The organism is Rhodococcus sp. A14, from assembly GCF_011603105.1.
Classification (GTDB): domain Bacteria; phylum Actinomycetota; class Actinomycetes; order Mycobacteriales; family Mycobacteriaceae; genus Rhodococcus_F; species Rhodococcus_F opacus.
The window spans coordinates 161,562-185,607 of the sequence record NZ_JAAOQS010000002.1 but is presented as its reverse complement, the minus strand read 5'-3'; the positions used below and the strand labels follow the sequence as shown (position 1 = coordinate 185,607).

Genomic DNA, 24,046 nt, shown 5'->3' with positions numbered 1-24,046 from the left:
AGACGGACACCGCCCCTCGCCGACCCCACCAGTGTCTCGTCCACGGGTGGATCGACCTTCCGATGGATGGTGGGCGCAGGGTTCCCAGTGGCTGTGCTCATCGTGCTCGCAGCCGCCGCGAAGGTACCGACTCATTTCGGTGTGCTTCTCCTGCTCGGCGCCGTCGGCAGTGCGCTTGTCTTCGCCGGGCTGCGCGATCCGGTGGTCGCTGTGCTTCTGCTGCTGGTCACCACGTTTCTCCGGGTTGCCCTACCCAGCATTCTGCCGGTGGATCCCTTCGTCCTGGCGTACCTCGGGGTGGTGGGTGCGTGGGCGATCTGGATTGCCCGGGGCATCGATCGCGCTCCGCGTCTGGGCGCCATCGAGTGTGCAATGGTTCTCTACGTCACCTGGAACGTGATGTCGATGTTCTCCTCACACCAGTACGGCTCCGTCGTCCCCGTGTCCGGCGCAGAACTCTCCGTACCGCGATTCGTACTGACCGGCACCATCATTCCGTTCACGGTGTTTCTCGTGGGGCGGTACACATTCGACCGAGTGTCTGCGGTCCGGCTACTTCTATGGACGATCCTGTTGCTCGGGGCTTACTCGGCTGCGATGTGCATTCTGCAGTTTCATGGTCCGACCGCACTCGTCTGGCCACGCTACATAGTCGAGTCTCCGAGCTGGGAGGGGCGAGCCGTCGGCATCTTCGACCAGCCCGTGGTCAACGGCGTGGTGTTGATCCTCGGTTTCATCGTGGCGCTCCTCCTGGCCGCAACGCGCAGTGAACCTCGGTGGAGCAGGGTTGTGGCCATCGCTATCGCGGTAGCGTCCGCATACGGCGTCTATCTGACCCACACGCGAGTTGTCTGGCTCGCATTCGCTGTGGTGGTGTTGATCGGAGCAGCGTCTGCCAAGGGGTTTCGAACCGGGTTCGTCGTGACCGGCGCGGTCGTGGCGGCCGCCGTGGCCGTCAAATGGTCGGCCTTCACCAGCAGCGATCGTTCCGCGGGTGGCGTCGGATCACCCGACGAACTGCAGGATCGGCTCAACACTGCGGAGACGGCGATCTGGGCAGTCCAGGAGAAACCGTTGGCGGGGTGGGGGATCGGGCGCTTCACCGCGATGAACACGTACCATCACCAGCAGTGGGCGCCGGATGTGCCATGGATTCGCGGCTTCGGAATCGCGTCCCACTTCAACGAGCTCGGAATCGCGGCGGAACTGGGACTACTCGGGTTGGCTCTCTGGCTCGCGGTCCTCTTCCTCTTGGCCTGCGGTCTCTTCCACGCATACCGGGTGCTGCCGGCGGACGGCCTGTGCGGGAGGCGTCTCGCGCTCGTAGCGATCATGGCCTTCGTTGTGCTCGTGATCGCGGGCCTCACGGTCGACCTACGGTTCTTCGACTTTCCGAACGCGGTCGTGATGCTGCTCGTCGGAATCGTCATCGGCTGGGCTGATCGACTTCCCGCGGACCAGATGACACCGGATCCGTCTCGACGCGCGCCTGTATCGGTCCCAGAACAGGAACGCGCATGAACCGGCAGCGGGCCCTGTGGGCGTCGACCAGTACGTCCACCCGGGGTGGAGTAGCGACTTTCGTCCGAACGATGCAAGCTACTCCGCTGTGGGAGCTGTGGAATGTTCGCCATGTCAGTACCCACCGGAACGGCACGGTCGCCACGAAGATCGTGGCGTTCGCGACGGGGCTGGGCACGTTCGTGTCTGCTCTGGTTTTCGACCGGCCGGATGTGGTTCACCTTCATACCTCCGTCGCAGGCAGCTTCATCCGAAAGGCCATCCTCGCCTGGATCTGTCGAATCTTCCGGGTGCCGGTTGTGATGCACGTGCACGGTTCCGACTTCCATCTGTTCTACGGCCGATCGTCGCGCCCAGTAAAGGGGCTCATCCGCGCCACACTCACCCGTGCGGACGTGGTAGTGGCACTCGGCGACCGGTGGGCAGAGCGGCTCGAGCGGATTGCGCCGCAGGCGTACATCGTCTCTGTTCCCAATGCGGTCAGACCTTGCCGTCCGGTACGGCAGCCGTCCGGACGTGAACCGGTGCACGTGTTGTTCCTCGGCTGCATCGGCGATCGCAAGGGGACCTTCACACTGCTCGACGCGTGGGCGAAGATGATCGGCGACGGAAACGGGCGTGCGCGACTGACGATCGCCGGTGACGGCGAAGTGCAGCGCGCGCGGGACCGGGTCGATGAGCTGTCGGTGGGTAGCACCGTCACGGTGCTCGGATGGCTCGCTCCGGATCGGGTACCCGAATTGTTGGCAAGCTCCCAGGTATTGGCCCTGCCGTCGCGCAATGAGGGCCAGCCGATGGCGATACTCGAGGCGATGGCCCACGGTCTGTGTGTGGTAGCCAGCGCGGTGGGAGGCATCCCCGAACTGATCGACGATCATTGTGGGGTGCTGGTTCCGGTTGACGACGTGGACGCGCTCGCGCAAGCCTTGCGTCGTGCGGTCTACGACGACGATGCCCGCATCAGGCTCGGATCCCAGGCGTTGCAGCGCATCCGAGCAGAGTTCGACGTCGACGTCGTCTGGCGCCGTTTCGATGCCCTCTACCACAAGGTGCGGCGATGACAGCCGATCGCCCCCTGCGGGTGTTGTGTGTAGTGCCTGACCTCCGCGTCGGCGGAGCGGAGCGGCATGCTGTCACGTTGCTTCCCCGACTGGACCGAGAGAGGTTCGAGCCCAGCGTCATCTGCATCGGGAAGGAGGGCGAGCTGTTTCCTGCCCTGGCGGCCGGCGATGTTCCCGCCCTGGCGTTGTGGCGAACGAAGTTGCAGGCGGTCGGTGCGCTGCGCGACCTCGTGCGGGAGACGCGCAGGATCGCCCCGGACATCATGATCGTGCGCGGCTTCAATGCGGAGGCTCTCGGTCGGATCGCTGCCGTTCTGGCGCGAGTTCCACGGACGGTCGTATGGGTGCACAACTGCGGTGAGACCACCACGAGGAGTGTCTTTCGGCGGATCGTCGACCGCGCGCTCGGCCCGGTCACGAGCGCGTATTTCGGTGTGGCGAAGTTGCAAGTTCCCTATCTGGTAGACGATTTGCACATCCCGCCGGGCAAGATCCGAATCATCCACAACGGTGTGGACCCCGCAAAGTTCGATCCGAGGGGAGATCGTTCCGCCGCCGCGGAGCTCGGGATCGGGCCGCGCGACCGAGTGGTGGGAATCCTTGCCGCGCTGCGACCCGAGAAGGACCACGCCACGCTGTTGCGCGCCGCACGGCTGGTCATCGACGAGCTGCCGGACACGAAGTTCCTCGTCGTCGGCGATGGGCCGACGCGAGGCGATCTGGAACGGCTCGCCAGTGAGCTGGGCATCGCCGACCGCCTGGTGTTCACCGGCTCCCGTCCGGATGTGAGGGATCTGCTCGGAGTGATGGACGTCTTCGTCCTGAGCTCGTACAGCGTGGAGTGTTTCCCGATGGCGTTGCTCGAGGCGATGGCCGCAGGGCGGCCGGCCGTCTGTACCGCAGTCGGCGGCGTTCCAGAGATGATTTCGGAGGGGGTGACCGGATTTCTCGTGCCCCCGCGTGCGCCGACGGCACTGGCCGAGAAGCTGTTGCGAGTGCTGACGGACCCCGAGACGTCCAGGGAGATGGGCCTCGCAGCGCGGACGCGAGTCGAGTCCGAGTTCAGTCTGCGCGCCAGCGTAGCCGAGAGTGAACGTGCACTCGAGGAGGTGGCGGGTCGGTGCCCGCCTCGCGGGGCGAGACCCATCCGGCTCAGCTTGGTCTTGGACCTGACGTTCGTCGGGGGTGTCGAACTCCTGATGCTGGAACTGTTCCGCAATCTCGATCCGCGGGTGGTACGACCGCGCCTGATCTGTCTGCGCGAGGCTGGGCCGCTCGGCGAGGAGTTTCGGAGGGCGGGATTCGACGTCGAAGTGCTCGAGCGCTCGGGTCGCTACGACGTTCGAACCCTGCCGCGGTTGATCCGTAGCCTGCGACGTGATCGCACAGACGCGGTGCTGGTTACTCATCATCATCGAGCGGCGCTGGCGCTGGGGCGAATTGCGGCACGGATCGCGGGAGTACGTGCCAACATCGTGGCGGCCCACGACATGGACCTGACGTCGGTCGGCAAGCGTTGCCTGCCGCGCTCCACCGTGGAGACGCTGTGGCTGTCCGATGCGCTGGTCCTGCTCGCCCCGCGACAGGGCGAGTACCTGCGCCGGGAAGAAGGGGTAGGACGCTTCGCGTGGCGACGCACGCGCGAGGTGGTGATTCCGAACGGGATAGTGCTGCCGCCGTTGCCGCGTGACACCGACCGTGAGCGTGCCAGGACCGCGTTCGGTCTCGACCAGCAGGACTTCATTGTCGGTATCGTTGGCCGGCTCAGCAGTCAGAAGGCGCACCAGGTGCTCTTCGAAGCGATTTCTGCCGTGGCGGCGTCCGGTGTCCGGGTACGGCTGGTCGTGATCGGAGGCGGCGAACGCGACGATGAGCTACGCACTCTTGCCACCGAACTCGGTATCTCGGGCCGCACGCGGTTCATGGGGGTGCGGCGGGACGTGCAACAACTCCTGCCAGGGCTCGACGTGTCCTGTCTGTCGTCCGTGCATGAGGGCGTGCCGATCATCGCGATCGAGTCCATGGCCGCGGGCGTGCCGCTCGTGGTCACCGATTGCGGTTGCCTGCGAGACATGGTCACCGATGGTGAACAGGGTTATGTGGTGCCGGTCGGAGATGCACATGCGATGGCGCAACGGCTCATTTCCTTGGCCGCGGACCCGGGACTGTGCACTCGGCAGGGACGGTCGGGGCGTGCACGGGCGGAACAGCAGTACCGGATCGAAGACACGGCGCGAGGATTCGAGCGCCTGCTCACGGAAGTGGTGGAGGTGCGATGAGTCGGCACATTCTGATTCTCGTGGAGAATCTCTCGGTACCGTTCGACCGCCGGGTGTGGCAGGAGAGCAGCGCGTTGGTCGAGGCAGGCTACCGCGTCACGGTGATCTGCCCGATGGGGGCCACCCAGGACTGCGAGCCGGACGTCACGCTGGACGGGGTCCGCATTCTCCGCTATCCCCTTCGTGCCGCGGAAGGTGGGCCGTTGGGCTATCTGCGGGAGTACGGTCTGGCGTTGTGGCACTCCACGCGGCTCGCTCTCCGGGTGCGGCGTGATGATCCGGTCGATGCCGTCCACGCCTGCAATCCGCCGGATCTCCTGTTCCTCGTCGCTGCGCTTCTTCGCCCGGCCGGTGCCAAGTTCGTGTTCGATCACCACGATCTGGTGCCCGAACTCTTCCTGTCTCGGTTTCCCCGAGGCGGTCCGATCCTCTATTGGGCGACCAGGCTACTGGAACGGCTCACACTGGCCTCCGCCGACGCGGTGATCTCGACGAACGAGAGCTACCGGCGGGTTGCCCTCGAGCGCGGGCATCTGCCGCCGGAGCAGGTTACCGTCGTTCGGAGCGCGCCCGATCTGAGTCGGTTCGTCCGCCGAGACCCCGATCCGAACCTGAAGCGCGGCAAGCGGTATCTCGCGGCATACTTGGGTGTGATGGGCCCGCAGGACGGCGTCGACTACGCGCTACGCGCCCTCGCTCACCTGCGGGACGGGATCGGGCGGGACGACCTCCACTGCATATTCATGGGAGCGGGAGACTCCTTCGACGACATGGTGGCCCTCAGCGAGAAGCTCGGACTCACAGACATGGTCGAATTCACCGGCCGGGTCCCCGACGAGTTCGTGCAGCGATGTCTGTCGACCGCAGATGTCTGTCTCGCACCGGATCCACGCAACCCGTTGAACGATGTATCGACGATGAACAAGGTCGTCGAATACATGGCGATGAGTCGGCCACTCGTCTCGTTCGAGCTCGTCGAGTCGAGAGTGTCGGCGGGGGAGTCCGCTGTCTACGCCCCGGCCAACGACGAGGCAGCCTTCGCAGCGGGGATCGACGAGCTGCTTCGGGACCCGCAGAAACGTCACAGAATGGGCCAAGTGGGCAGGGCACGTGTCGAGCAGCAGTTGTCGTGGGAGACGTCGCGCCGGGCACTCACGGACTTCTACGCGCGGCTCTTCGCGGCCGAGCGCGTGAGGCGATGAACGACCGAATGCGGTCATGGGTTCTCGCTCGAGAGCACGAGACCGTCACTCGGTTGGAGGGTCACCGACGTGACGGTGTCTCCGTTGTTGGTGCTCGGATCCCGGACGCCCTGAAGTCGCCGAAAGGGCTTCTCGAGTTGCACTTCTCGCGGTTTGTCGTCGGTGTTCAGCAGGACGGTTCCGTGCTCGAAGTCGCGACGGAAGAGGCCGTGGCCCAGCGACCCGACCCCGTCCGCGTACGGATCGTTGAGGACAGCCGGCGACGGGTCGGCCACCAGTGGATGCCCGAGGTACCCCGGGCCGAGTCCGCCACCGTCCATCTCGTCGAAGTAGGCCGGCTCGTCGTAGTCGGCGCCCATCGGCGCCCAGAATCCGTTCTGGAGCAACGTCGCCGCCAGGAAGTACCGGGCACGCTGGAAATCCTGTGCCGAATGCGGTGCGGCACCCAGCTTGTCGATCGTCATCGCGAGGCCGGGCCGGCGGTGTTCGCCTTCGGCGGTCAGGCTGACATACTGCTCGATGTCGAACATGGGATTCCGGTCGGCTCGCGGGTCTGCGAATTTTTCCCACGCCCGGCCGTCCAGTTGTTGCGTCAGCAGTGTCCGGTCGCCGTTCGCGACCAGGATGGCATCCGGAATTCGTTGCCGGATGATCTGTTCGGCCAGGTTCACGCCGCGTTCCCAGGGGTTTCCGAACCCGTAGATCGAATCGTCCGGCTCGTCGGTGCCATCGGAATCGATGTCCCAGTGATCTCGATCCGCACTGTAGATCCGGTCGCCCCAGACGTCGAGGAAGATGCCGTCCCACACCCCCGCGGACCAGACGTCGTCCACCACCCAGTTCGCGGCATACTCGGCAAAGATCTGGCCGTTGATCCGCGGCGCCTGGTCCGTGAGGTTGGTCATCGTCGACTCCGGCCACTCGCTGACCGGCGTGCCGTCCATCGTGTGCGCCAGCCATGGTTCCGGGAAAGCACTTTCGCCGTTCTCGTCGAACTGCCACAGCGCGTATCGGTTGGCCCAGTACGCCTCCGTTCCGAGTTGATCGGGATGGTCGACCACGTTCACGTAGGCGAGCAACCGGAGGCGTGGATTGGCGTGACGGAGCTCGTCGAAGTATTCGTGCGGCTTCCGGTTCGCCCACTCGTTGTCGATAACCACCACGTCATATCGAGCGAGCTCCTCGACGGGAGGAAGATCCTGCTGATTCAGGAAATACGTTGCGGTCCTGGGGAACGTCAGGGAGTGGGGATCGCCGGGCGTGGGCGCGGGCGCGGGCCGCTCGTCCACAGGCGTAGCGCAGGCGGCGATCAGTCCAACGGCCGTAACGACCGTCGTCAGGGCGAACCGGAGGCGGCTGAAACGCCGGGAGGCGAGAGTGCCGGGCACCGAGTCAGCTTGACACGCTCGACGGCACCTTGTCACCTGCCGGATGAGGTTCTCGTATCCGCATGGAGGGCGCCGTGAGTCAACTCTTGTGGCACGTGCGGCGATTGCAGTCGATGAGCCCGCGCGAGGTGGCATGGCGTGCGAGTCGAGCGGGTCGGAGCCTGCTTCCGCACGGCGGGCGCGGTGCGACGAGTGACGCAGACCTGTTCGGGACGCCGGAGGCGGACTGGGAAACCGCGTTGGCGAGATTCCGGGAATGCGCCAGTCGGCCCGCACTGCTGGACCGCGGCCGGGCGGCCGTCATCGCGCGGGAACATCCGGCCGGGGTCGAGCAGGTGATCGCGGCTGCCGAGCGCGTGGCCGGTGGGCGATTCGCCTACTTCGGTTACCCGGAAGTGACGCTGCCGGAGCCGATCGACTGGCACTACGACCCGCATTCGAAAGTCGGCTGGCCTGTCGTGCCCGCATCCAGAATCGACCACCGCACCGCGGATGGTGATCCGAAGTGGATCTGGGAGCTCAATAGACTCCAACATCTGACCTGGCTCGCCGAAGCGTGGTTGTTCACCGGTGAGGAGCGATTCGGCGACGCGGCGTTTCGTCAACTCGACTCGTGGATCGAGCAGAATCCGCCGGGCATCGGCATCGGATGGCGCGGTGCCTTCGAGGCGGGGGTCCGCTCGATCTCGATCGCGGTGGCACTCCAGGGTCTGCGAAATTCGCCGGCGTTGACGACCGCGCGGTTTCGGGCCGTCGTCCGCGTGCTCGCCGAGTCTGCCCGTCGCTGCTGGGACGAGCGTTCACGGTTCAGCTCGGCGAACAACCACCTGGTAGGGGAAATGGCAGGCCTGGCCACAGTGTCAATTCTTCTGCCGGACCTGGCCCGTGCCGAGTCGTGGGAGAAGGACGCGATCCGCGTATTGTCGGCCGAGGCCGGGCGGCAGATCCTGCCCGATGGTGCAGGCGCCGAGCAGGCAATGGGATACCAGATCTTCACCTCGGAACTGCTTCTCACCGTGGCGGCGTTGCTGACGCTTCGTGACGGTCGACCACCCCCGGAGTTGATCGCGGCCGTCGATCGGAGCGCGGACTTCATCGCAGCACTCGTCGGTGATCGTGATCCGGAGCCGCACTACGGCGACGACGACGAGGGCTTCGCGCTCAGGCTCGGCGCGGAGCCGGTACGCACAGCCCGAGATCACCTCGGCACGGTGGGCGCGGTGACCCGCAACACGGCGGCACGTCGGGTGGGCCGCACGACGCTGTCGGCGGCCTGGATGAACTACGCTCGCACAGAACCGGTTTCCGGGGTGGAGTCCTTCCCAGAACCTGGTCCTCGTAGCTTCTACGCCCCGCACGGCGGTCTCGTCGTGCTGCGCGCGGGCGCGCGCCGGCTGACTGTCGACGTCGGGCCGCTCGGTTACCTCTCGCTCGCTGCACACGGGCACGCCGACGCCCTCGCAGTGACGCTGAGCATCGACGGCGACGACGTGATCGGCGACCCCGGCACCGGCAGCTACTACCGGCACCCCGACTGGCGCGCTGCTCATCGGGGTACTCGCGCTCATGCCACCGTGTGTGTCGACGGCCTGGACCAGTCGGTCGTCGGAGGGCCGTTTCTGTGGACGGAGCACGCCCGGGTTCGGGTGCGGTCGGTCGACCTCGAGCGCTGTGTCGTCGATGCCGAACACAGTGGCTACAGTCGGCTCTCGCAGCCGGTGGTGCATCGGAGGTGGCTCATCGCGCCGCCGGATCGGGGCAGCATCCTCGTCGTCGATCTCATCGCGGGCCGAGGCCGTCATGAGGTACGCACGTCGTGGCCGCTGTCGCCCTCGCTGGACGTCACACCGCTCGAGGAGGGTCACCTTGCCAGCCGCGATAGGGAGCCGATTCTCCAGCTGGTCCACAGCGCCAGCAGTGAGTTGATCCGGTACGAGGTACGAGGTGACGCCCAGCTCGGTCTCGGGTGGTGGTCGCGTCGGCTGGAATCGAGAGAGCCGGCATGGTTGGTCGGTGGATACTGCACGGGCGACGTACCGGTTGTGGTCGCAACTGTGCTCAACCCGCTGGACGGACGCATGGCGTGGGCTGAAGACCTCACCGTCGGGGTTCGCGATGGATGTCTCATCGCGAGTTGGCGCGAGGGGAGCTCGGAAAACCGGGTGGAAATCAACCATGCGATTGGAACCATGACGAAAAACGGGGACGTAGTATGGAATAGATCCCATTAGAAAACTTCTAGACCTCTACTGGTTGGGCGGTTGTCATGAGCGCGACCGAATTGCATATGCGTCCATCCGCGCGGCGGATAGCCCTGAGCGTCTTCGGGCTAGGCTACGTCGGATGTGTGTCGGCGGCGTGCCTGGCGTCCCGGGGTTTCCCCGTGGTCGGGGTGGACGTCAATCCCTCGAAGATCGATTTCCTGCGCCGGGGCCAGACCCCGGTGTTCGAGGAGCGGATCGGCCAACTGATCGCGGAGGTGGTGGAATCCGGCCTGCTCACCGTCAGCGACGACCCGGCCGCCGCCGTCCTCGCGAGCGACGTCACGATCGTCTGTGTCGGCACCCCGTCCGCACCGGGGGGAGGCCTGGCCACCCGCTATCTCGAGCGTGCGACCGACGAGATCGGCGCCGCGCTGGCGACCAAGGACAGCTTCCACGTCGTCGTCTATCGCAGCACCATGGTGCCGGGTACCTGCGAGGAGATACTCATCCCGCGTCTGGAACGTGCCTCGGGCAAGCGTGTGGGTGTCGACTTCGGCGTCTGCGTCAACCCGGAGTTCCTGCGCGAAGGCAGCAGTGTGCGCGACTTCCTCAATCCGCCCAAGACGGTGGTCGGGGAAAGTGACGAGCGCAGCGGGAAGCTGGTGACAAGTCTGTACGACGGGCTCGGTGGACCGCGGTTCCGCGTACCGATCCCCGTCGCCGAGATGGTCAAGTATGTCGACAACAGTTTCCATGCCCTGAAAGTGGGGTTCGGCAACGAAATCGGAGCCATCTGCGGATCTCTGGGGCTCGACTCACACGCCGTGATGGACATCTTCCTCGCCGACACGAAACTGAATCTCAGTGCCGCCTATCTGCGTCCGGGATTCGCTTTCGGCGGCTCGTGTCTCCCGAAGGACGTGCGCGCGCTGATGCACACTGCTCGAATCCACGACGTCGAAGTGCCGGTGCTGGCGAACGTGCTGGTGTCGAACGAGATGCACCTGCGGCGGGCAGTGGACCAGGTGATCGCGTTGGGTAAGCGGAGGATCGGCATCTTCGGTCTGTCGTTCAAGCCCGGCACCGACGATCTGCGTGAGAGCCCGATGGTCGAGTTGGCCGAGCGACTCATCGGCAAGGGTTACGACGTCAAGATCTGTGATGCCAACGTCGCACTGTCCAGGTTGTTGGGCGCGAACCGCGACTTCATCGAGGAACTGCTGCCGCACATCGGTGAGGTTCTCACCGATGACGTCGACGCCGTCCTCGATCACGCAGAGGTGCTCATCGCGGGGTCCAGGGAGCCCGCAGTGGTGGCGGCGGTCAACCGGGCGGGCGCGCAGCACACGGTTGTCGACCTCGTCCGGCTCCCAGGCGCCGAGGAGCGGCGCCGGCGCGAAGGTTATGTGGGCTTGGGGTGGTGACGGTGAGCGACTCGCGCCCCCTCCCTACCTTCAGCTTTCTGACCACCGCCTACCGGACGGAGGAGTATCTGGCGCAGACGATCGAGTCGGTGCACCGCCAGACCCGTACCGACTGGGAGTTGATCGTCGTCGACAACGGATGCTCCGACGAGATCGCGGCGATAGTCCGTTCCTTCGCATCCGACAGCCGAATCAGGCTGGTAAGACAGGAAAATCGCGGATACGAGGGCGGTGTGACGGCTGCCGCCGCTCTGGCGCGCGGACAGTACGTCTGCGTGCTCGACAGCGACGATCTGCTGATGCCGGACTTCTGCGCGCGGACGGGGGCGGTACTCGCCGCCGACCGGGCCGTCGACGCGGTCGGTTGTGACGCCCTGCTGTTCGACGATCTCGGTGGCGCACCCAAGGGATACCTACGCTCGATCGGATTCAGGGCGCGACCGGATCCGGGGCAGCCTCTGGCTCTGACCGAGATGCTCGCGGGATACATCCCGTACTACACGGGCGCGGTTCGGCGCGAGGCGTGGATCGCTGTGGGTGGGTACGAGCACGCGACACAGGAAGTCGAGGCGGACGTGGTCATGTGGCTGAGGCTCGTCGATTCCGGATTCGATGTGCGAATGCTCCCTGAGCGCCTCGCGCGCTGCCGTGTCCGGAAGGACTCGGTATCGCGCGACCCCGCGGGGGTCGAGGCGTTCGATGGGCGCATTCAACGGTCGTTCCAGACGGTGGCCCACTCCACGAGCCGGGCCGAGGACCTGGACGCGCTACGGAGCAATTTACGGCGGTTGCGGTACCACCAAGCGATGCGACGGGCCCGACGGTCGCTGCTCGAAGGGAACCTGGCCGTGGCGCGTGTCGAGGCGAAAGCGGCGTTCGCGCAGCGGCACACACTCCGCGCCGCCTTGGTGACGTGCTCGTTATCGCTCTTTCCCGACACGATGCGCAGGCTGCATCCGGTCAAGCAAAGGGTCACCGTTGCCCTCGGACACACGATCGGTCGGCGCACCGAGGCCGTGAGTCGGCCGTGAACGAAGGCGGCGCAGTGGATTCGTCGACACCTGGGCGCGCCCCGGAGTGTGGTGACTCGGGATCTGCACCGTCGCCCGGGACCACCTCGGTCGGCACACTGAGCAGCATCCTCCGCCGCGGGGCCGCGATGGCCGCGGCGGGTCTGCTGATCGTGCAGGGTGTGACGTTCGTGCAGACGTTGGTGCTGGCACGGCTGCTGAGCCCCGAGATCGTCGGGGTGTTCGCGGCGGGTACGGTGATGACGACCTTTCTGGTGGTCGTCACCCACGGCACGTTGGCCCAGGCACTCGTTCAGCGTGAGCACGACGTCGAGAATGCGGCCACCACGGTGTTCTGGGTGACCCTGGGTACGGGGATCCTCATGAGCCTGGTCATGTTGGCGGTGTCCCCCTTGATCGGGCGCGTGTTCAGCAGCCAGGCGGTCGGGACGGTGGCCGCTGCCATGTCCGGTTCGATGTTTCTGATCGCGATCACATGCGTCCCGGATGCCCTGATGCAGCGCCGTTTTCAGTTCAAGCGCCGGATCATCGTGGATCCCGCCGTGGGGCTCACCTTTGCGGCGGGTTCGATAGTGTTCGCCGCGCTGGGGTACGGCGTCTGGTCCCTGGTAATCGGCTCGTATGCGTCGATGCTCGTCTGGATCGTCGCGAGTTGGTGGCTGTCCCGATGGCATCCGTTCGGAGGGCGGTTCTCGTTTCGGATCTGGCGCGAAATGGCGGTCTTCTCGTTTCCGCTACTACTGGACGGCGCAGCCGCACGGGCACAGGAGGTCGTCGAGTTGACGATCATCGGCCGCGGACTGAGCGAGGCTGCGCTCGGCAACTATCGGTATGGCCGCAGGATCGCGTTGCTCCCCGGCATGGCAATCGTCCAGGTCTGCTCGTATGTGCTGTTTCCCGCCTTCTCCCGCATCTCCTCCGACTCGCGGCGCTTCAAAGATGCTTTCCTGCGTGCTCTGAGTTGGATCTGGCGGGTGGCGATGCCGGCTGGGGCACTGATGGTCGCAGTCGGTGAGCCCGCCGTCGTGGTACTGCTCGGCGAGCCCTGGCGCGGCGCCGGAGTGGCGGTGGCATCGATGGCGGGCATCGGACTCGGCGTGGCGATGAACTCGGTGAGCGCGGAGGCGATGAAGGGGGCCGGCCGATCCAGCCGCATGAATTGGATGACCGCAGCCGGCCTGCTGACCGGAGTCCCCTTACTGCTGCTGTTGTTACCACTCGGTCTCGCCGGGGTCGGTCTCGCGGTTTCCGGCGCGGCGATCGTCGTGGGGATAACCGGGCTCGGACTCGCGCGCTCGGTGATCGGGGCATCGGGCGGTGAGATAGCCCGGGTGATGGTCCCATCAGTGATCGCCTCGCTGGCTGCGTTCGCGATGATCGCGCCACTCGAACGGTACGTCGTGCACTCGGACCAGCGGTCGATCGCGGTGGGACTCGCGGCGATAGCCCTGGAGTGTGTGGCGTTCCTGATCGCCTACCTCCTGTCCCTTCGGTTGATCGCACCATCCGCCTTCGCGGAGATACGGGCGGCCGTCCACACGATCGCCGGCCGCGTCGTGGGAGGGGAACGCTAGGTGCGCAGTACAGCTCGATGGTTGCGCTGGCCGTTCATCTGCGTGGTTGCCGCGGTCCTCGGCGCGACGGCAGCAGGTGTGCCGACATATGTCGAGCCGCAACTCGACGAGCTCCACCGAGCTGATGCGATCCTGGTTCTCGGTGGTCCCGGTCACGAGCGCTATACCTACGGACTCGACCTCGCCCTCGAGGGGCTCGCCGGGCATGTGGTGCTGTCCGATCCGAGCGGTGGATCCGACGAGTGGCTCGATCGACTTTGCGGAGCGCAGTTCGCGTTTGCGGTTGTCTGCTTCGATCCCGACCCCGCGACCACCGCCGGGGAAGCGCAGGCATTCCGCGATCTCGCGACGGCCGGCGGATGGAACAGCGTCATCGTGGTCACGTTCACCCCGCACGTGTCACGGGCTCGGTACATTATTCAGCGCTGCTTCGGCGGGGACGTCATGATGGCGGCCAGCCCGGCGGACATCTCTGCCGCCGACTGGGTGTGGCAGAGCGGCTATCAGACGGCAGGGTATGTGCGGAGCTTGTTCCAGCCAGGCTGCTGACGTTCCCCGTCGGCGATGTCCACCACCCATTTGCCGGTCAACCCTGGAAACTGCGACTGCACCTCCGGGAGCAGGTCGGCGACCGTCAGCAGCACCACGTCGGGGTCGTCTGCGAGCAGCTGCGCGGGGGAGATGATCGGTACATCGGTGCCGGGCATCCGCCGGCCCTGCTTGGCGCGGGACGCGTCGGCCACCGCGCACAACACACGTCGGTCGACGCCCGCACGCCTGAACAGGGCAACTGCCCGCGACGCCGCACCGTATGCGTAGACGCGTTGCCCGCGACCTGCCATCGCGGCGAGCCAGATACGCAGCGAGCTGACGTGGTCGTCCGCGGCCTGCTGCAGGTGGCGGATCGATCGCGGCTTGCACACACCCATGGCGTTTTCAGCCGCGAGGATTCTGCGGACGGTGTGCGACGTGTCCGACCGGACGCCGTGCCGGGCGGCAACCAGGACGGTGCCACCGTAGAGGTCGAACTCCCATGCGGACGACAGGCTCATGCCGACGTCGCCGAGCATGCGCTGCAGGGCCGTCAGGGAGTAGTACGCGTAGTGGCCGTGCCGCAGCGCGTTCCATTGGCCGTGCGTGACTATTGCAGCGAGAGAGTGAAATTGGAGAAGAAGGGTGCCATCACTTGCCGTTGTGCTCACTCGTTCCGCCAGTGCCGCCCTCTGGTGTCCTTCGTGCATGAGGCCGAAGCAATCGAGCACCACCGATGCAGGTCTCCCCGGGGGCGGCGGGCGGAACCCGCGGTCGGCGAGCAGTCCGAGCCAGCTGCCGCCGTGCGGGCTGCCGAACTCGAGGACGGTGTCGCCGCTCAGGAAGCCCGACTCGGCGACCGTCCGAACGGCGTCGGCAGCCTGGTTCCGCAACGCGAGAGGTTCGACTCCCCGCGGCTCCTCCGGCGTTGTGTCGTCGTCCGCGAGTTGCGCGAGTCCGCACTGTCGGCACAGCTCCATTGCCAGCGGATGCGCCGACTCGCGCGAGTCGATCGCCGACCACGCCGGCGGGAAGTGGTCCGCGGCGGGCATACGCCCGAGATCGAGCACACGGACCGTGTCGGAACCGGCGCATCCGCGGCAGATCATCGTGACCGTCCGGACTTCCGGAAACGCCGCACCCGCCTACCGCGGTGCGGCACGATGGTGATGTGCGCGTGGAAACCACGGAACTCGAGGATGTCCTGCTCTTCACTCCCGAGCCGTTTCGGGACGAGCGGGGACTCTTCACGCGGACGTTCGACGCACACATATTCGACGACGCCGTCGCGCGCCGAGCGTCCTCGCGCCGACCGGTCCGCGCCGCGGACTTCGTGCAGGACTCCCAGTCGCGATCGGTGCGCGGCGTGATCCGCGGCATGCACTGCAGATCGGGGGAAGGCGAAGCCAAGCTCGTGCGCTGCGCGCACGGAGCGATCTACGACGTGCTCGTGGACGTACGGCGGACGTCGCCGACTTTCGGACGCACGCAGGCGTTCACCCTCGACGATGACACGTTCGCGCATCTGTTCGTGCCACCCGGATTGTTGCACGGGTTCCAGGCCCTCACCGACTGCGCCGATGTCTGTTATCGCATCGACAGGGAGCACGACCCGGCAGAAGACGTGGCGGTGGCCTACGACGACCCTGACCTCGCCATCGCCTGGCCGCTCCCGGTGTCGTCGGTGAGCGCGCGGGACGCAGCTGCCGCGAGCTGGGCAAGTCTGATGAAGTCGCTCTGAGGCGCGCGCACGACCGTCGTCAGTCACGGCCCGCACCGACCCGCTGGAATCGGAGCGACGCGTCGAGCAGACCCGCGGTTTGCAGCGTCCGCAGGTGGGCCAGGCGGGTGAAGCGCGTAGTGAAGAGCTCTTCCGTGAGCCCCCAGCGGACGTAGTTCTCGTACAGTTCGACCGCGCCCGCGACGACGGTCCACTGCGGGGTGTATCCCTCGAATGCCGTCCGGATCGCGCTGAAGTCGACGCGATACGACCGCGGATCCGGTCCTGTCTCACCGGTGACGTCGACGGTCGAGTTCGGCACTGCCGTGGCCGCGGCTTCCGCGATCTGCGCCACGGTGACGTTGTTGTCCTCGGTCCCCACGTTGTAGGCGCGGCAGTGAATCGCGTCCACGGGCGCGACGAGTGCGGCGCAGAATGCAGCTGCGATGTCGCGGGCGTGCACCAGTGGGCGCCACGGCGTGCCGTCCGACAACACACGCACGGTGCCGGTCAGCATCGCGACGCCGACGAGATTGTTGAGGACGATGTCGGCGCGCAGACATGGCGAGAACCCGAACGCGGTCGCGTTTCGCAGAAAAACCGGCGAGAACCCCGAGTCGGCGATGGCGGTCACGTCCTCCTCTACGCGCACCTTGCTCTCCGCGTACGGGGTGAGAGGGCGGAGGGGTGCCGATTCGGTCACCAGATCCTCGCCCGCCGAGCCGTACACCGAGCATGTCGATGCATACAGGAAGCGTTGCACACCAGCATCTTTCGCGAGCCGGGCGAGGTGCAACGACGCGTGATGGTTGATGTCGAAGGTGATCTCGGGGGCCAGTGAACCCAGTGGATCGTTCGACAGCGCGGCAAGATGGATCACCGCGTCGAAGCCGACGAGATGTGACGCCGTCACATCGCGGATGTCTGCGTGAATCGACGGAACCTCGGCACTGTCGGGTCCGAGGATGCAGCCGGCGAACAGTCCCGAGTCGAGGCCGACGACGTCGTGGCCAGCGGCGAGCAGACACGGAGCCATGACCGAGCCCAGGTAGCCACGGTGTCCGGTGAGGAGCACTCGCATGTCAGGTCCTTCCGAATCGTATGTTCGCCTTCTCGAGAACGAAGGCCTCGGCGTGCAGCCGCCGACACTGCACACCCCGCAGCCGGGTGACGCCGAGGAACGCTTCTTCGTCGAACCAATCGCGGTCGATCTGGGACGGGTAGTGCTTCAACAGAACCCGGACCTTTTCCTCCGCGACCGCTCGTATCAGAGGATGGAAGACGGTGGGGTGGGGGGTGTCGGTCTCCCATTTGAGGATCTCATAGCCCAGCACGAGATGGTCCCGAAACACTGTCGGTACGAGTTCGGCCAGTAGCCGGTGATCCTGGTGGGCATCCCCGCGGTGTGGAGCGAACACGATGTCGGGCTCACATCGTCGCCGGAATCCCTCGAGTGCAGTCTTGATCGGCTCCCAGTATCCGGGCGCGTGCCCGTCAGGAACGTCGAGGACGTCGAGTTCGAGGTCGGCACCGGGGCACAGTGCGGTGAGCGCGTGCCGTTCCTCGATCTCTCGCCTGGAGTCGTTGCCCGACAACACCAGGGCACGCACTCGGAGTCCTGGCGAAGTGGACGACAGAGTCAGCAGCGTCCCGCCGACGCCGATCGCGATGTCGTCACAGTGTGCGCCGAGGACGGCGATCTCGGCGACCTGCGGGGTATGGAGGTCGAGCATGACCTATGACACCGCCTGCGGTTGATCCCACACCATCCACGGATGGATGCCCTTTGCGTAATTCGCGTCGAGTTCGGCCCGCTCCTTGAAGGTGTCGGCAGGCTTCCAGAAGCCCTCGTGCCGGTATCCGAACAGGCGGCCCTCGCCCGCCAGGGTTTCGCAGACATCCGCTACCAGATCGCCGCCCGGTGGGAGAAGGTCGAAGATCTCGTGGCTGAGGACGAAGTAGCCACCGTTCTCCCAGATCGGTAGCCGACCGACCGGTATGATCTCCTTGACCTCGCCGTTATCGGCCACGTTCACGCAGTGGAACGAGGACTGCGGCGGAACGACGAGCATCGACGCCGCGGCACCGGATTCGTGGAACTTCGCGACCACGTCGTCGAGGGGAGCGTCGGTCAGGACGTCTGCGTAGTTCGCGAGAAAGTATTCGTCGCCGTCGAGGTGCCTTCGCACGCGGCGCAGTCGTTCACCGATCGCCGATTCCAGACCCGTGTCGACGAACGTGATGGACCAGTCGCTGATGTCGGAATGCAGAAGCTCGATCTTGTTAGCGTGAAGGATGAAGTCGTTGGACTCCGCTTCGCGGTAGTCGAGGAAGAACTCTTTGATTGCCTCGGCGCCGTACCCGAGGCAGAGGATGAACTCCTTGTGCCCGAAGTGGGCGTAGTAGTGCATCACGTGCCACAGCAGGGGCCGGGGGCCGACCATCTGCATCGGCTTGGGGATTGCGTCGCTGCGGTCGTTTCGCATGCGCATGCCGTAACCGCCGCAGAACAGGACAACTTTCATGTCGTGAGCCTCCTTGACACGAGGTCCGGCTGGAAACCAGCGCTGTGTAGGGAGGGGAGTGGAAAGACCAGTTCCCCGCCCCACTCTGTGATGTATCGCAGTTGTTCGGTCAGTTCTGCCTCGAGATTCCAGGGCAACGCGAGGACGACGTCCGGGCGATCCTTCTCGATCTGCTTCGGGTCGAGGATCGGAATCCGGGTGCCGGGCGTGAAACGACCGTGCTTGTAGGGATTCCGATCGACCGTATATTCGAGTAGGTCCGGACGAATTCCGCAGTAGTTCAACAGCGTGTTCCCCTTACCCGGAGCGCCGTAGCCGACGACCGTCCGGTTCTCGGTCCGGCAGTCCAGGAGGAACCCGAGCAACTGCTGTCGTACAGCCCTCACCCGAGGCTCGAGTCCGAGGTAGCCGTCTACGTCGTGCAGGCCGGCCGTCTTCTCCCGGTGCAGCACCTCGGCGACGCGGCGAGTCGGCTCCCGGCCGACGGCGCTGGGACGCGCCCAGATCCGTATCGATCCCCCGTGTGTATCCAGCAGTTCCACATCGACGACGGTGAGGCCCGCCGTCGCGAGCGCGCGGGTCGCGGACAGCACGGTGTAGTACTGGAAGTGCTCGTGATAAATCGTGTCGAACTGCGCGAGGTGGACCAGATTCAAGGCGTGGTGAACCTCGATGCTCAGCCAGCCGTCGTCTGCGACGAGGGTGCGGAGAGAGCGAGTGAATCCGAGAAGGTCCGGGACGTGCGCGTAGACGTTGTTCGCGACCACGAGTTCCGCGGGGCCGTGCTCCGCTCGAACACGGGCGGCGAGGTCCTCGTCCAGGAACGCGGTGAGAGTGGGAACCCCGCGCTCACGCGCAGCCGCACCGACGTTGTGCGACGGTTCGATTCCGAGACAGCGGATTCCGGCGGCGACGCAGTGTTGCAGCAGGTAGCCGTCGTTGCTCGCCACCTCCACGACCGACGAAGTGTCGTCGAGGCCGAGTCTGTCCGCGGCCGAGGCGACGAACCTCCGCGCGTGCTCGACCCAGGAGTCCGAGAAGGAGGAATAGTAGGCGTAGTCGGTGAAGGTGTCTTCCGGCGTGATCAGTGCAGGAATCTGCAGGAGCAAACAGTCTTCGCACAGCCGCAGGTGCAGTGGATAGGTTACTTCCGCAGTGTCCAACGCGGCTTCGGTCAGGAAGAGTTCACAAGGCGGGGTCGCGCCCAGGTCCAGGATGCTCCGCATCCGGTCGGAGTCGCACAGTCGGCAGCGCACTGCAGTCTCCCTTCACCCCGGGGAGGTCATGACGTTCCTGTCAGGTATGTCACACCACGGGTCGTCGATCCACTCAATAAACCACACTTCATGTCACCGTTCAAGGCTCAAAACCAACTTTGGGTATGTTAGGGGCGTGCAAAACCATTTTCGAAATTTATCGAATTAGTCCAGACAGTGGAGTAATTTGTGGCCGCGAACAGGAGGCTGGCGGCTTCGGGGACCAATGACGCAGACGGTGGATACCCGACGATGTATTGTGAAAATTCGACCTCCAAAAAGCAGGAGGCCGAACATAAATTGTCGTTGTAGGCCATAAGGTCCGATGACATCGGAGGGGTGCCCGGTGCCGTTCGTCATTGTCGAACGTGAAGAGACGTTAGTCGCTGGACTGGCTGTGCGCAGCCCCAAGCGGGCGCTGGGGGAAGCGCGCGACAAGGCTCTCGAGAAGACGTGGTCCACCCTCCTCGCGCAGAATGTGGATCGCCCGTTGGCCTCTGCCTACGTTGACCACGCTCCCGAGATCAATTCGTATTACACGCAAATCGTGGGGTACGAGTGCTCCTCGATAGATCAGGTAGGGCGCGGGCACCTGGTATCGCGGATTCCTGCGGGCACCTATGCGAAGTTCTCCTCGGTCGGCACATTCCCTGATCTCTTCGACGCCCTCTGGGGGCAGATTCGAGACGCGGAGGAGTCACAGCAAATTCAACGGTCCTTCACCGGCGATTTCGAGTTCTACCCGCATGCTTTCGGGATCGATCTCTATGTGGCGATAGTGCCACCCGCCACCAGGCAGGGGCAGCAATGAGTTTCGAAATTGTCAAGCGTGAGTCGACTGATTTCGGTGGCCTCGTTCTCCCGCGCATGGAGTTGGGTTCGTCGGCGCATGCGACCGACCTGTTGAAGTTCACCCGCGAGCGCGTCCAGCTGCGCGGCGTCGAGGAACTCACCACCGTCTACGTCGCGGTCCCGGAGCTGGGATGGACGGCCGTGATCGGGTATCGCTGCATCGACCTCGACCACCTCGAGATCGGCGACGTGCTGGTGCGCGTCCCGGCCGGTTATTTCGCGAAGTTCACACCAGACGGGCGGACGTCCGACCCCATCGAAGATGTGTGGATCCAGGCCGAGGTGGCCGAGAAGGAGGGGCGCATCGAGCGCGCTTACGCGGAAGAGGTAGAGGTCTTCCGTCCTCCGAACAACGTCGAGTTGTTCATTTCCCTGACGTAATTCAGGCGCGTTGAATACCGACCTGAAGTTTGTTTTAGTGCCTATTTTCGGCACCACAGGTGACAAATCCGGAGTAAACGCGGAAAATGAGTAGCCGCGGGGCTGTGACCGGGTGTTCGTGTGTCCAGTTCTTGGGGTCTTAACGTAACCCGTGAGTCCCCGGAATTGCCGCACCAACTCCGATGGGAAAGCCAATGCCTGTTGAACAGCTGACGCGTCCGCAGACCGACGTACGGTCGACCGAGACCATACTCGACCGAACTCTGAGTGTCTGGGATCCCCGGTCGGAGTGTCGCTTCGTCGTGGCCCGGCCCTCCGACGAGCCGGCGCTGTGGGAAGCATATCTCGAGGGTGCCGTGACCGGCTATCGCAAGTACGGCGCCGAGAAGGCCCTCGAATACCGCCGGATACAGGACGGCGACACCACTGCAATGTTCGTTGTCGCGATCGAGCCGCAGGGCTCCGTCGCGGCGGGCGTCCGAATCCAGGGGCCCTATCTTTCCGCAGATCAGGCGCATGCGATCACGGAATGGGGCACCCATCCCGGAGCTCCCGCCGTCCGCCGGATGATCGAGGACCGGTTGCCGTTCGGCGTGTTGGAGGCGAAGGGCGCGTGGGTGTCGGACAGCGCCGGCCGGCGGGGTGAACTCGTCGGCGCACTGGGCCGATTCGCCACCTATTCGATGGATCTGCTCGACGTCCAGTTCATGCTCGCAACCGCGGCGGCCCACGTTCTGGACACGTGGCGGTCCTCCGGCGGGGTGGTGGCCGGCCATATTGCTCCTGTGCCTTACCCCGATGACCGCTACGAGACGCGGCTGATGTGGTGGGATCGGAGTAGGCGCAGGGGCCGCGCCGAATCCATGCAGTTGGCCCAACTGTTACTCACGACGTCCCGCTCGACGCCGTCGGCGGACACCGCGACGGGGACGGGAGGAAACGTCGTCCGGCCGATGCGGAGCGTCTCGTGAACGAATCCCGCGGTGACTACACCGCACTGCTGTTCGACGAGGGCCACTCCGGGGACGCGGCGGTACTCGACCGTCTCCGCCGCGACCCCGCGGTGGTCTTCGTCGATCGACTCGAACAGCAGAGGGACACGCTCCGCACTCTTGTTCCCGCGCCCGATCCCGATGTGCTGGACGAGACGCCGGTGTGGGCGTACTACTCGTGGCGACGCACCGCGGTGCGGTTGCTCGGCCCCGCAGCGTTCCGGTTGCTGCGGCTGGACCGTAATCGAAACAAAGTCACCGCACCGGAGCAGGAACGACTTCGCGACGTGACCGTCGGGATCGTCGGGCTGAGCGTCGGCCACGCGGTTGCGCTGGCCCTCACCCTGGAAGGGGCATGCGGCGGCCTGCGGCTCGCGGACTTCGACACCCTCGAACTGTCCAACCTGAACCGGGTTCCCGGCACCGTTCTGGACCTCGGCGTGAACAAGGCAGTGGTCGCCGCCCGCCGTATCGCGGAGATCGACCCCTACGTCACTGTGACGTTATGGGAGGACGGTCTCGACGTCGAGTCGGTGGCCGAATTTCTGGACGGCACGGACGTGGTGATCGACGAGTGCGACTCGCTGGACGTCAAGGTGTCCCTGCGGAGGGAGGCCCGTCGCCGGGGTCTGCCGGTGCTGATGGCCACCAGCGACAGGGGCCTGCTGGACGTCGAGCGGTTCGACCTCGAACCGGATCGCCCAATCTTCCACGGAGTGATCGGCGACGTCGACGTGGAGTCACTCGCCGGTCTCGGCGCGCGGGACAAGATTCCGCTCGTCCTTCGGATTCTCGACGCCACACAGTTGTCGGCGACGATGGCGGCCTCGCTGGTGGAGGTGGACGAGACCATCTCGACCTGGCCGCAGCTCGGGGGCGAGGTGTTGCTCGGCGGGGCGGAGGTCGCGGCGGCGGTGCGGCGCATCGTGCTCGGACAGCCGCTCGCGTCGGGTCGGTGTCGCATGGATCTGGACGGGCATCTCGATGCCCTCACCGATCCGCCCAGACCGCACGACCTGCCGAAGGAGCCCGCGGATCGCGAGGCGGCTGCCGCGGTCTCGCGCGACGCCGTCGACGCCGTCGTGCATGCGGCGGCCCGCGCGCCGTCCGGCGGCAACGTCCAGCCGTGGACGATCGCGGCGGACGACGACGGGCTGACCATCTCCCTGGCCCCGGAGCACTCGACGGCCATGGACGTCGGGTACCGGGGCAGTTATGTCGCGGTCGGGGCCGCCCTGCACAACGCCCGGATCGCCGCGTCGGCCGCCGGACTGCTCGGCGCCGTGACAGTCCGCGACGGGGATCTGGGACTTCCCGTCGCCACGATGACGTTCGGCAGCGGAAACGACCGTGAACTCACCGACCGCTACGAGCACATGCTCGACCGGACCACCAACCGCCGGCCGGGCGTGCCCCGGCCGTTGGACGACAGGCAGGTAGGGCTTCTCTCGGATGCTGCATCTCGCGAGGGTGCACGCCTCTGCCTGGTGACCGACCGGGACGACATCGCGACGATCGGCGCCATTCTGGCGGAGTCGGATCGCATCCGATTCCTCACTCCTACCCTGCATCGCGAAATGATCGGCGAGTTGCGGTGGCCGCTCCTTGATTCGGTCGAGACCGGCATCGACGTTCGCGCACTGGAACTCGACTCGGCGGAACTGTCGACCCTTGCGCTGTTGCGGAGACCCGACGTCATGGAACGGTTGGGCGCACAGGACGCGGGCCAGGCGCTGGGCAAGTCCACTGCGGACCGCGTTGTGTCGAGCTCGGCGATCGCCGCCGTCGCGATCCCGGGTAGCACCCTGCGGGACTATGTGCGCGGCGGCCAAGCTACCGAATGCGTATGGATCTGCGCGCAGGCGCTCGGGCTCGCCGTCCAGCCGATTTCACCGGTATTTCTCTACGGGGTGGAAAGCGCGGAACTCGAACAACTCTCACCACGGTATGCGGCCCCATTGGAGAGGCTGCGGAAGGAACTGTTCGACGTCGTCGGAGCGAAGGGAGGTGAAGCGCTCGCCCTGGTGTTACGGCTCAGCCATGCGCCGGGCCCCTCGGTTCGGAGCGAGCGCCTCGCCGATCGGGTTCGCAGGCGGATATCGTAA

At 65.6% G+C, this 24,046-nt stretch carries 20 protein-coding genes; 14 read left to right on the top strand and 6 right to left on the bottom strand.

Features of this window, described 5'->3' with window-relative positions; genetic code table 11:
* The first annotated feature begins 87 nt into the window (after positions 1-87).
* The 4 genes from G9373_RS02080 (at position 88) to G9373_RS02065 (ending at position 6,063) form a co-directional block, all read left to right on the top strand.
* Positions 88-1,521 (top strand): O-antigen ligase family protein, encoded by a 1,434-nt coding sequence (locus tag G9373_RS02080; RefSeq protein WP_167113720.1) that lies wholly within the window; start codon positions 88-90, stop codon positions 1,519-1,521.
* Between the two features lie 71 nt (positions 1,522-1,592).
* Positions 1,593-2,582, top strand: coding sequence for a glycosyltransferase family 4 protein (locus tag G9373_RS02075; protein WP_240960301.1), 990 nt, complete (start codon positions 1,593-1,595; stop codon positions 2,580-2,582).
* Complete coding sequence (locus G9373_RS02070; RefSeq protein ID WP_182623816.1) at positions 2,579-4,861, top strand: glycosyltransferase; 2,283 nt, start codon at positions 2,579-2,581, stop codon at positions 4,859-4,861. The genes G9373_RS02075 and G9373_RS02070 overlap by 4 nt, the downstream gene beginning before the upstream one ends.
* Positions 4,858-6,063 (top strand): glycosyltransferase family 4 protein, encoded by a 1,206-nt coding sequence (locus tag G9373_RS02065; protein ID WP_167113715.1) that lies wholly within the window; start codon positions 4,858-4,860, stop codon positions 6,061-6,063. Before G9373_RS02070 ends, G9373_RS02065 begins: the two co-directional genes overlap by 4 nt.
* 14 nt (positions 6,064-6,077) lie before the next feature.
* Here G9373_RS02065 and G9373_RS02060 read toward each other — a convergent pair whose 3' ends face one another.
* Positions 6,078-7,451 carry a putative glycoside hydrolase gene (locus tag G9373_RS02060; protein WP_054246049.1) on the bottom strand — a complete coding sequence of 458 codons (1,374 nt, stop codon included), beginning with the start codon at positions 7,449-7,451 and terminating at the stop codon, positions 6,078-6,080.
* 74 nt (positions 7,452-7,525) lie between these two features.
* On the opposite strand from G9373_RS02060, the gene G9373_RS02055 reads away from it, so the two are divergent.
* Genes G9373_RS02055 through G9373_RS02035 form a run of 5 tightly spaced genes read left to right on the top strand, consistent with a single transcriptional unit; the run spans position 7,526 to position 14,233 of the window.
* Complete coding sequence (locus tag G9373_RS02055) at positions 7,526-9,682, top strand: alginate lyase family protein (protein ID WP_317610980.1); 2,157 nt, start codon at positions 7,526-7,528, stop codon at positions 9,680-9,682.
* 35 nt (positions 9,683-9,717) lie between these two features.
* Complete coding sequence (locus G9373_RS02050) at positions 9,718-11,079, top strand: nucleotide sugar dehydrogenase (protein WP_240960300.1); 1,362 nt, start codon at positions 9,718-9,720, stop codon at positions 11,077-11,079.
* 2 nt (positions 11,080-11,081) lie between these two features.
* Positions 11,082-12,110: a glycosyltransferase family A protein gene (locus G9373_RS02045; RefSeq protein WP_054246068.1), complete on the top strand. Its 1,029-nt coding sequence runs from the start codon at positions 11,082-11,084 to the stop codon at positions 12,108-12,110.
* Positions 12,111-12,124: 14 nt separating this feature from the next.
* On the top strand, positions 12,125-13,684 hold the full coding sequence (locus G9373_RS02040; protein ID WP_259465574.1) for an oligosaccharide flippase family protein: 1,560 nt from the start codon (positions 12,125-12,127) through the stop codon (positions 13,682-13,684).
* Positions 13,685-14,233, top strand: coding sequence for a YdcF family protein (locus tag G9373_RS02035; RefSeq protein ID WP_240482734.1), 549 nt, complete (start codon positions 13,685-13,687; stop codon positions 14,231-14,233).
* Here G9373_RS02035 and G9373_RS02030 read toward each other — a convergent pair.
* The gene (locus G9373_RS02030; protein ID WP_167113712.1) at positions 14,188-15,324 is read right to left on the bottom strand and encodes a methyltransferase domain-containing protein; all 1,137 of its coding nucleotides are present in this window, start codon (positions 15,322-15,324) and stop codon (positions 14,188-14,190) included. The genes G9373_RS02035 and G9373_RS02030 overlap by 46 nt on opposite strands.
* A 62-nt stretch (positions 15,325-15,386) precedes the next feature.
* Here G9373_RS02030 and G9373_RS02025 point away from each other — a divergent pair, with 62 nt between their 5' ends.
* The gene (locus G9373_RS02025) at positions 15,387-15,956 is read left to right on the top strand and encodes a dTDP-4-dehydrorhamnose 3,5-epimerase family protein (protein WP_054246047.1); all 570 of its coding nucleotides are present in this window, start codon (positions 15,387-15,389) and stop codon (positions 15,954-15,956) included.
* Positions 15,957-15,975: 19 nt separating this feature from the next.
* Here G9373_RS02025 and G9373_RS02020 read toward each other — a convergent pair whose 3' ends face one another.
* Genes G9373_RS02020 through G9373_RS02005 form a run of 4 tightly spaced genes read right to left on the bottom strand, consistent with a single transcriptional unit; the run spans position 15,976 to position 19,716 of the window.
* The gene (locus tag G9373_RS02020) at positions 15,976-17,016 is read right to left on the bottom strand and encodes an SDR family oxidoreductase (RefSeq protein ID WP_054246046.1); all 1,041 of its coding nucleotides are present in this window, start codon (positions 17,014-17,016) and stop codon (positions 15,976-15,978) included.
* A gap of 1 nt (position 17,017) precedes the next feature.
* Positions 17,018-17,668 (bottom strand): PIG-L family deacetylase, encoded by a 651-nt coding sequence (locus G9373_RS02015; RefSeq protein ID WP_054246045.1) that lies wholly within the window; start codon positions 17,666-17,668, stop codon positions 17,018-17,020.
* A gap of 3 nt (positions 17,669-17,671) precedes the next feature.
* Entirely contained in the window at positions 17,672-18,460 is a 789-nt protein-coding gene (locus G9373_RS02010; protein WP_054246044.1) for a hypothetical protein, read from the bottom strand.
* Entirely contained in the window at positions 18,457-19,716 is a 1,260-nt protein-coding gene (locus G9373_RS02005) for a class I SAM-dependent methyltransferase (protein ID WP_054246043.1), read from the bottom strand. Before G9373_RS02005 ends, G9373_RS02010 begins: the two co-directional genes overlap by 4 nt.
* A gap of 346 nt (positions 19,717-20,062) precedes the next feature.
* On the opposite strand from G9373_RS02005, the gene G9373_RS02000 reads away from it, so the two are divergent.
* The 4 genes from G9373_RS02000 (at position 20,063) to G9373_RS01985 (ending at position 24,046) form a co-directional block, all read left to right on the top strand.
* A complete protein-coding gene (locus G9373_RS02000; protein WP_054246065.1) occupies positions 20,063-20,527 on the top strand; it encodes a GyrI-like domain-containing protein in 465 nt (154 codons plus the stop codon).
* A complete protein-coding gene (locus G9373_RS01995) occupies positions 20,524-20,949 on the top strand; it encodes a hypothetical protein (protein WP_054246042.1) in 426 nt (141 codons plus the stop codon). The genes G9373_RS02000 and G9373_RS01995 overlap by 4 nt, the downstream gene beginning before the upstream one ends.
* Before the next feature lie 194 nt (positions 20,950-21,143).
* Positions 21,144-21,920: a hypothetical protein gene (locus G9373_RS01990; protein ID WP_120659445.1), complete on the top strand. Its 777-nt coding sequence runs from the start codon at positions 21,144-21,146 to the stop codon at positions 21,918-21,920.
* A complete protein-coding gene (locus tag G9373_RS01985) occupies positions 21,917-24,046 on the top strand; it encodes an Rv1355c family protein (protein ID WP_167113709.1) in 2,130 nt (709 codons plus the stop codon). Before G9373_RS01990 ends, G9373_RS01985 begins: the two co-directional genes overlap by 4 nt.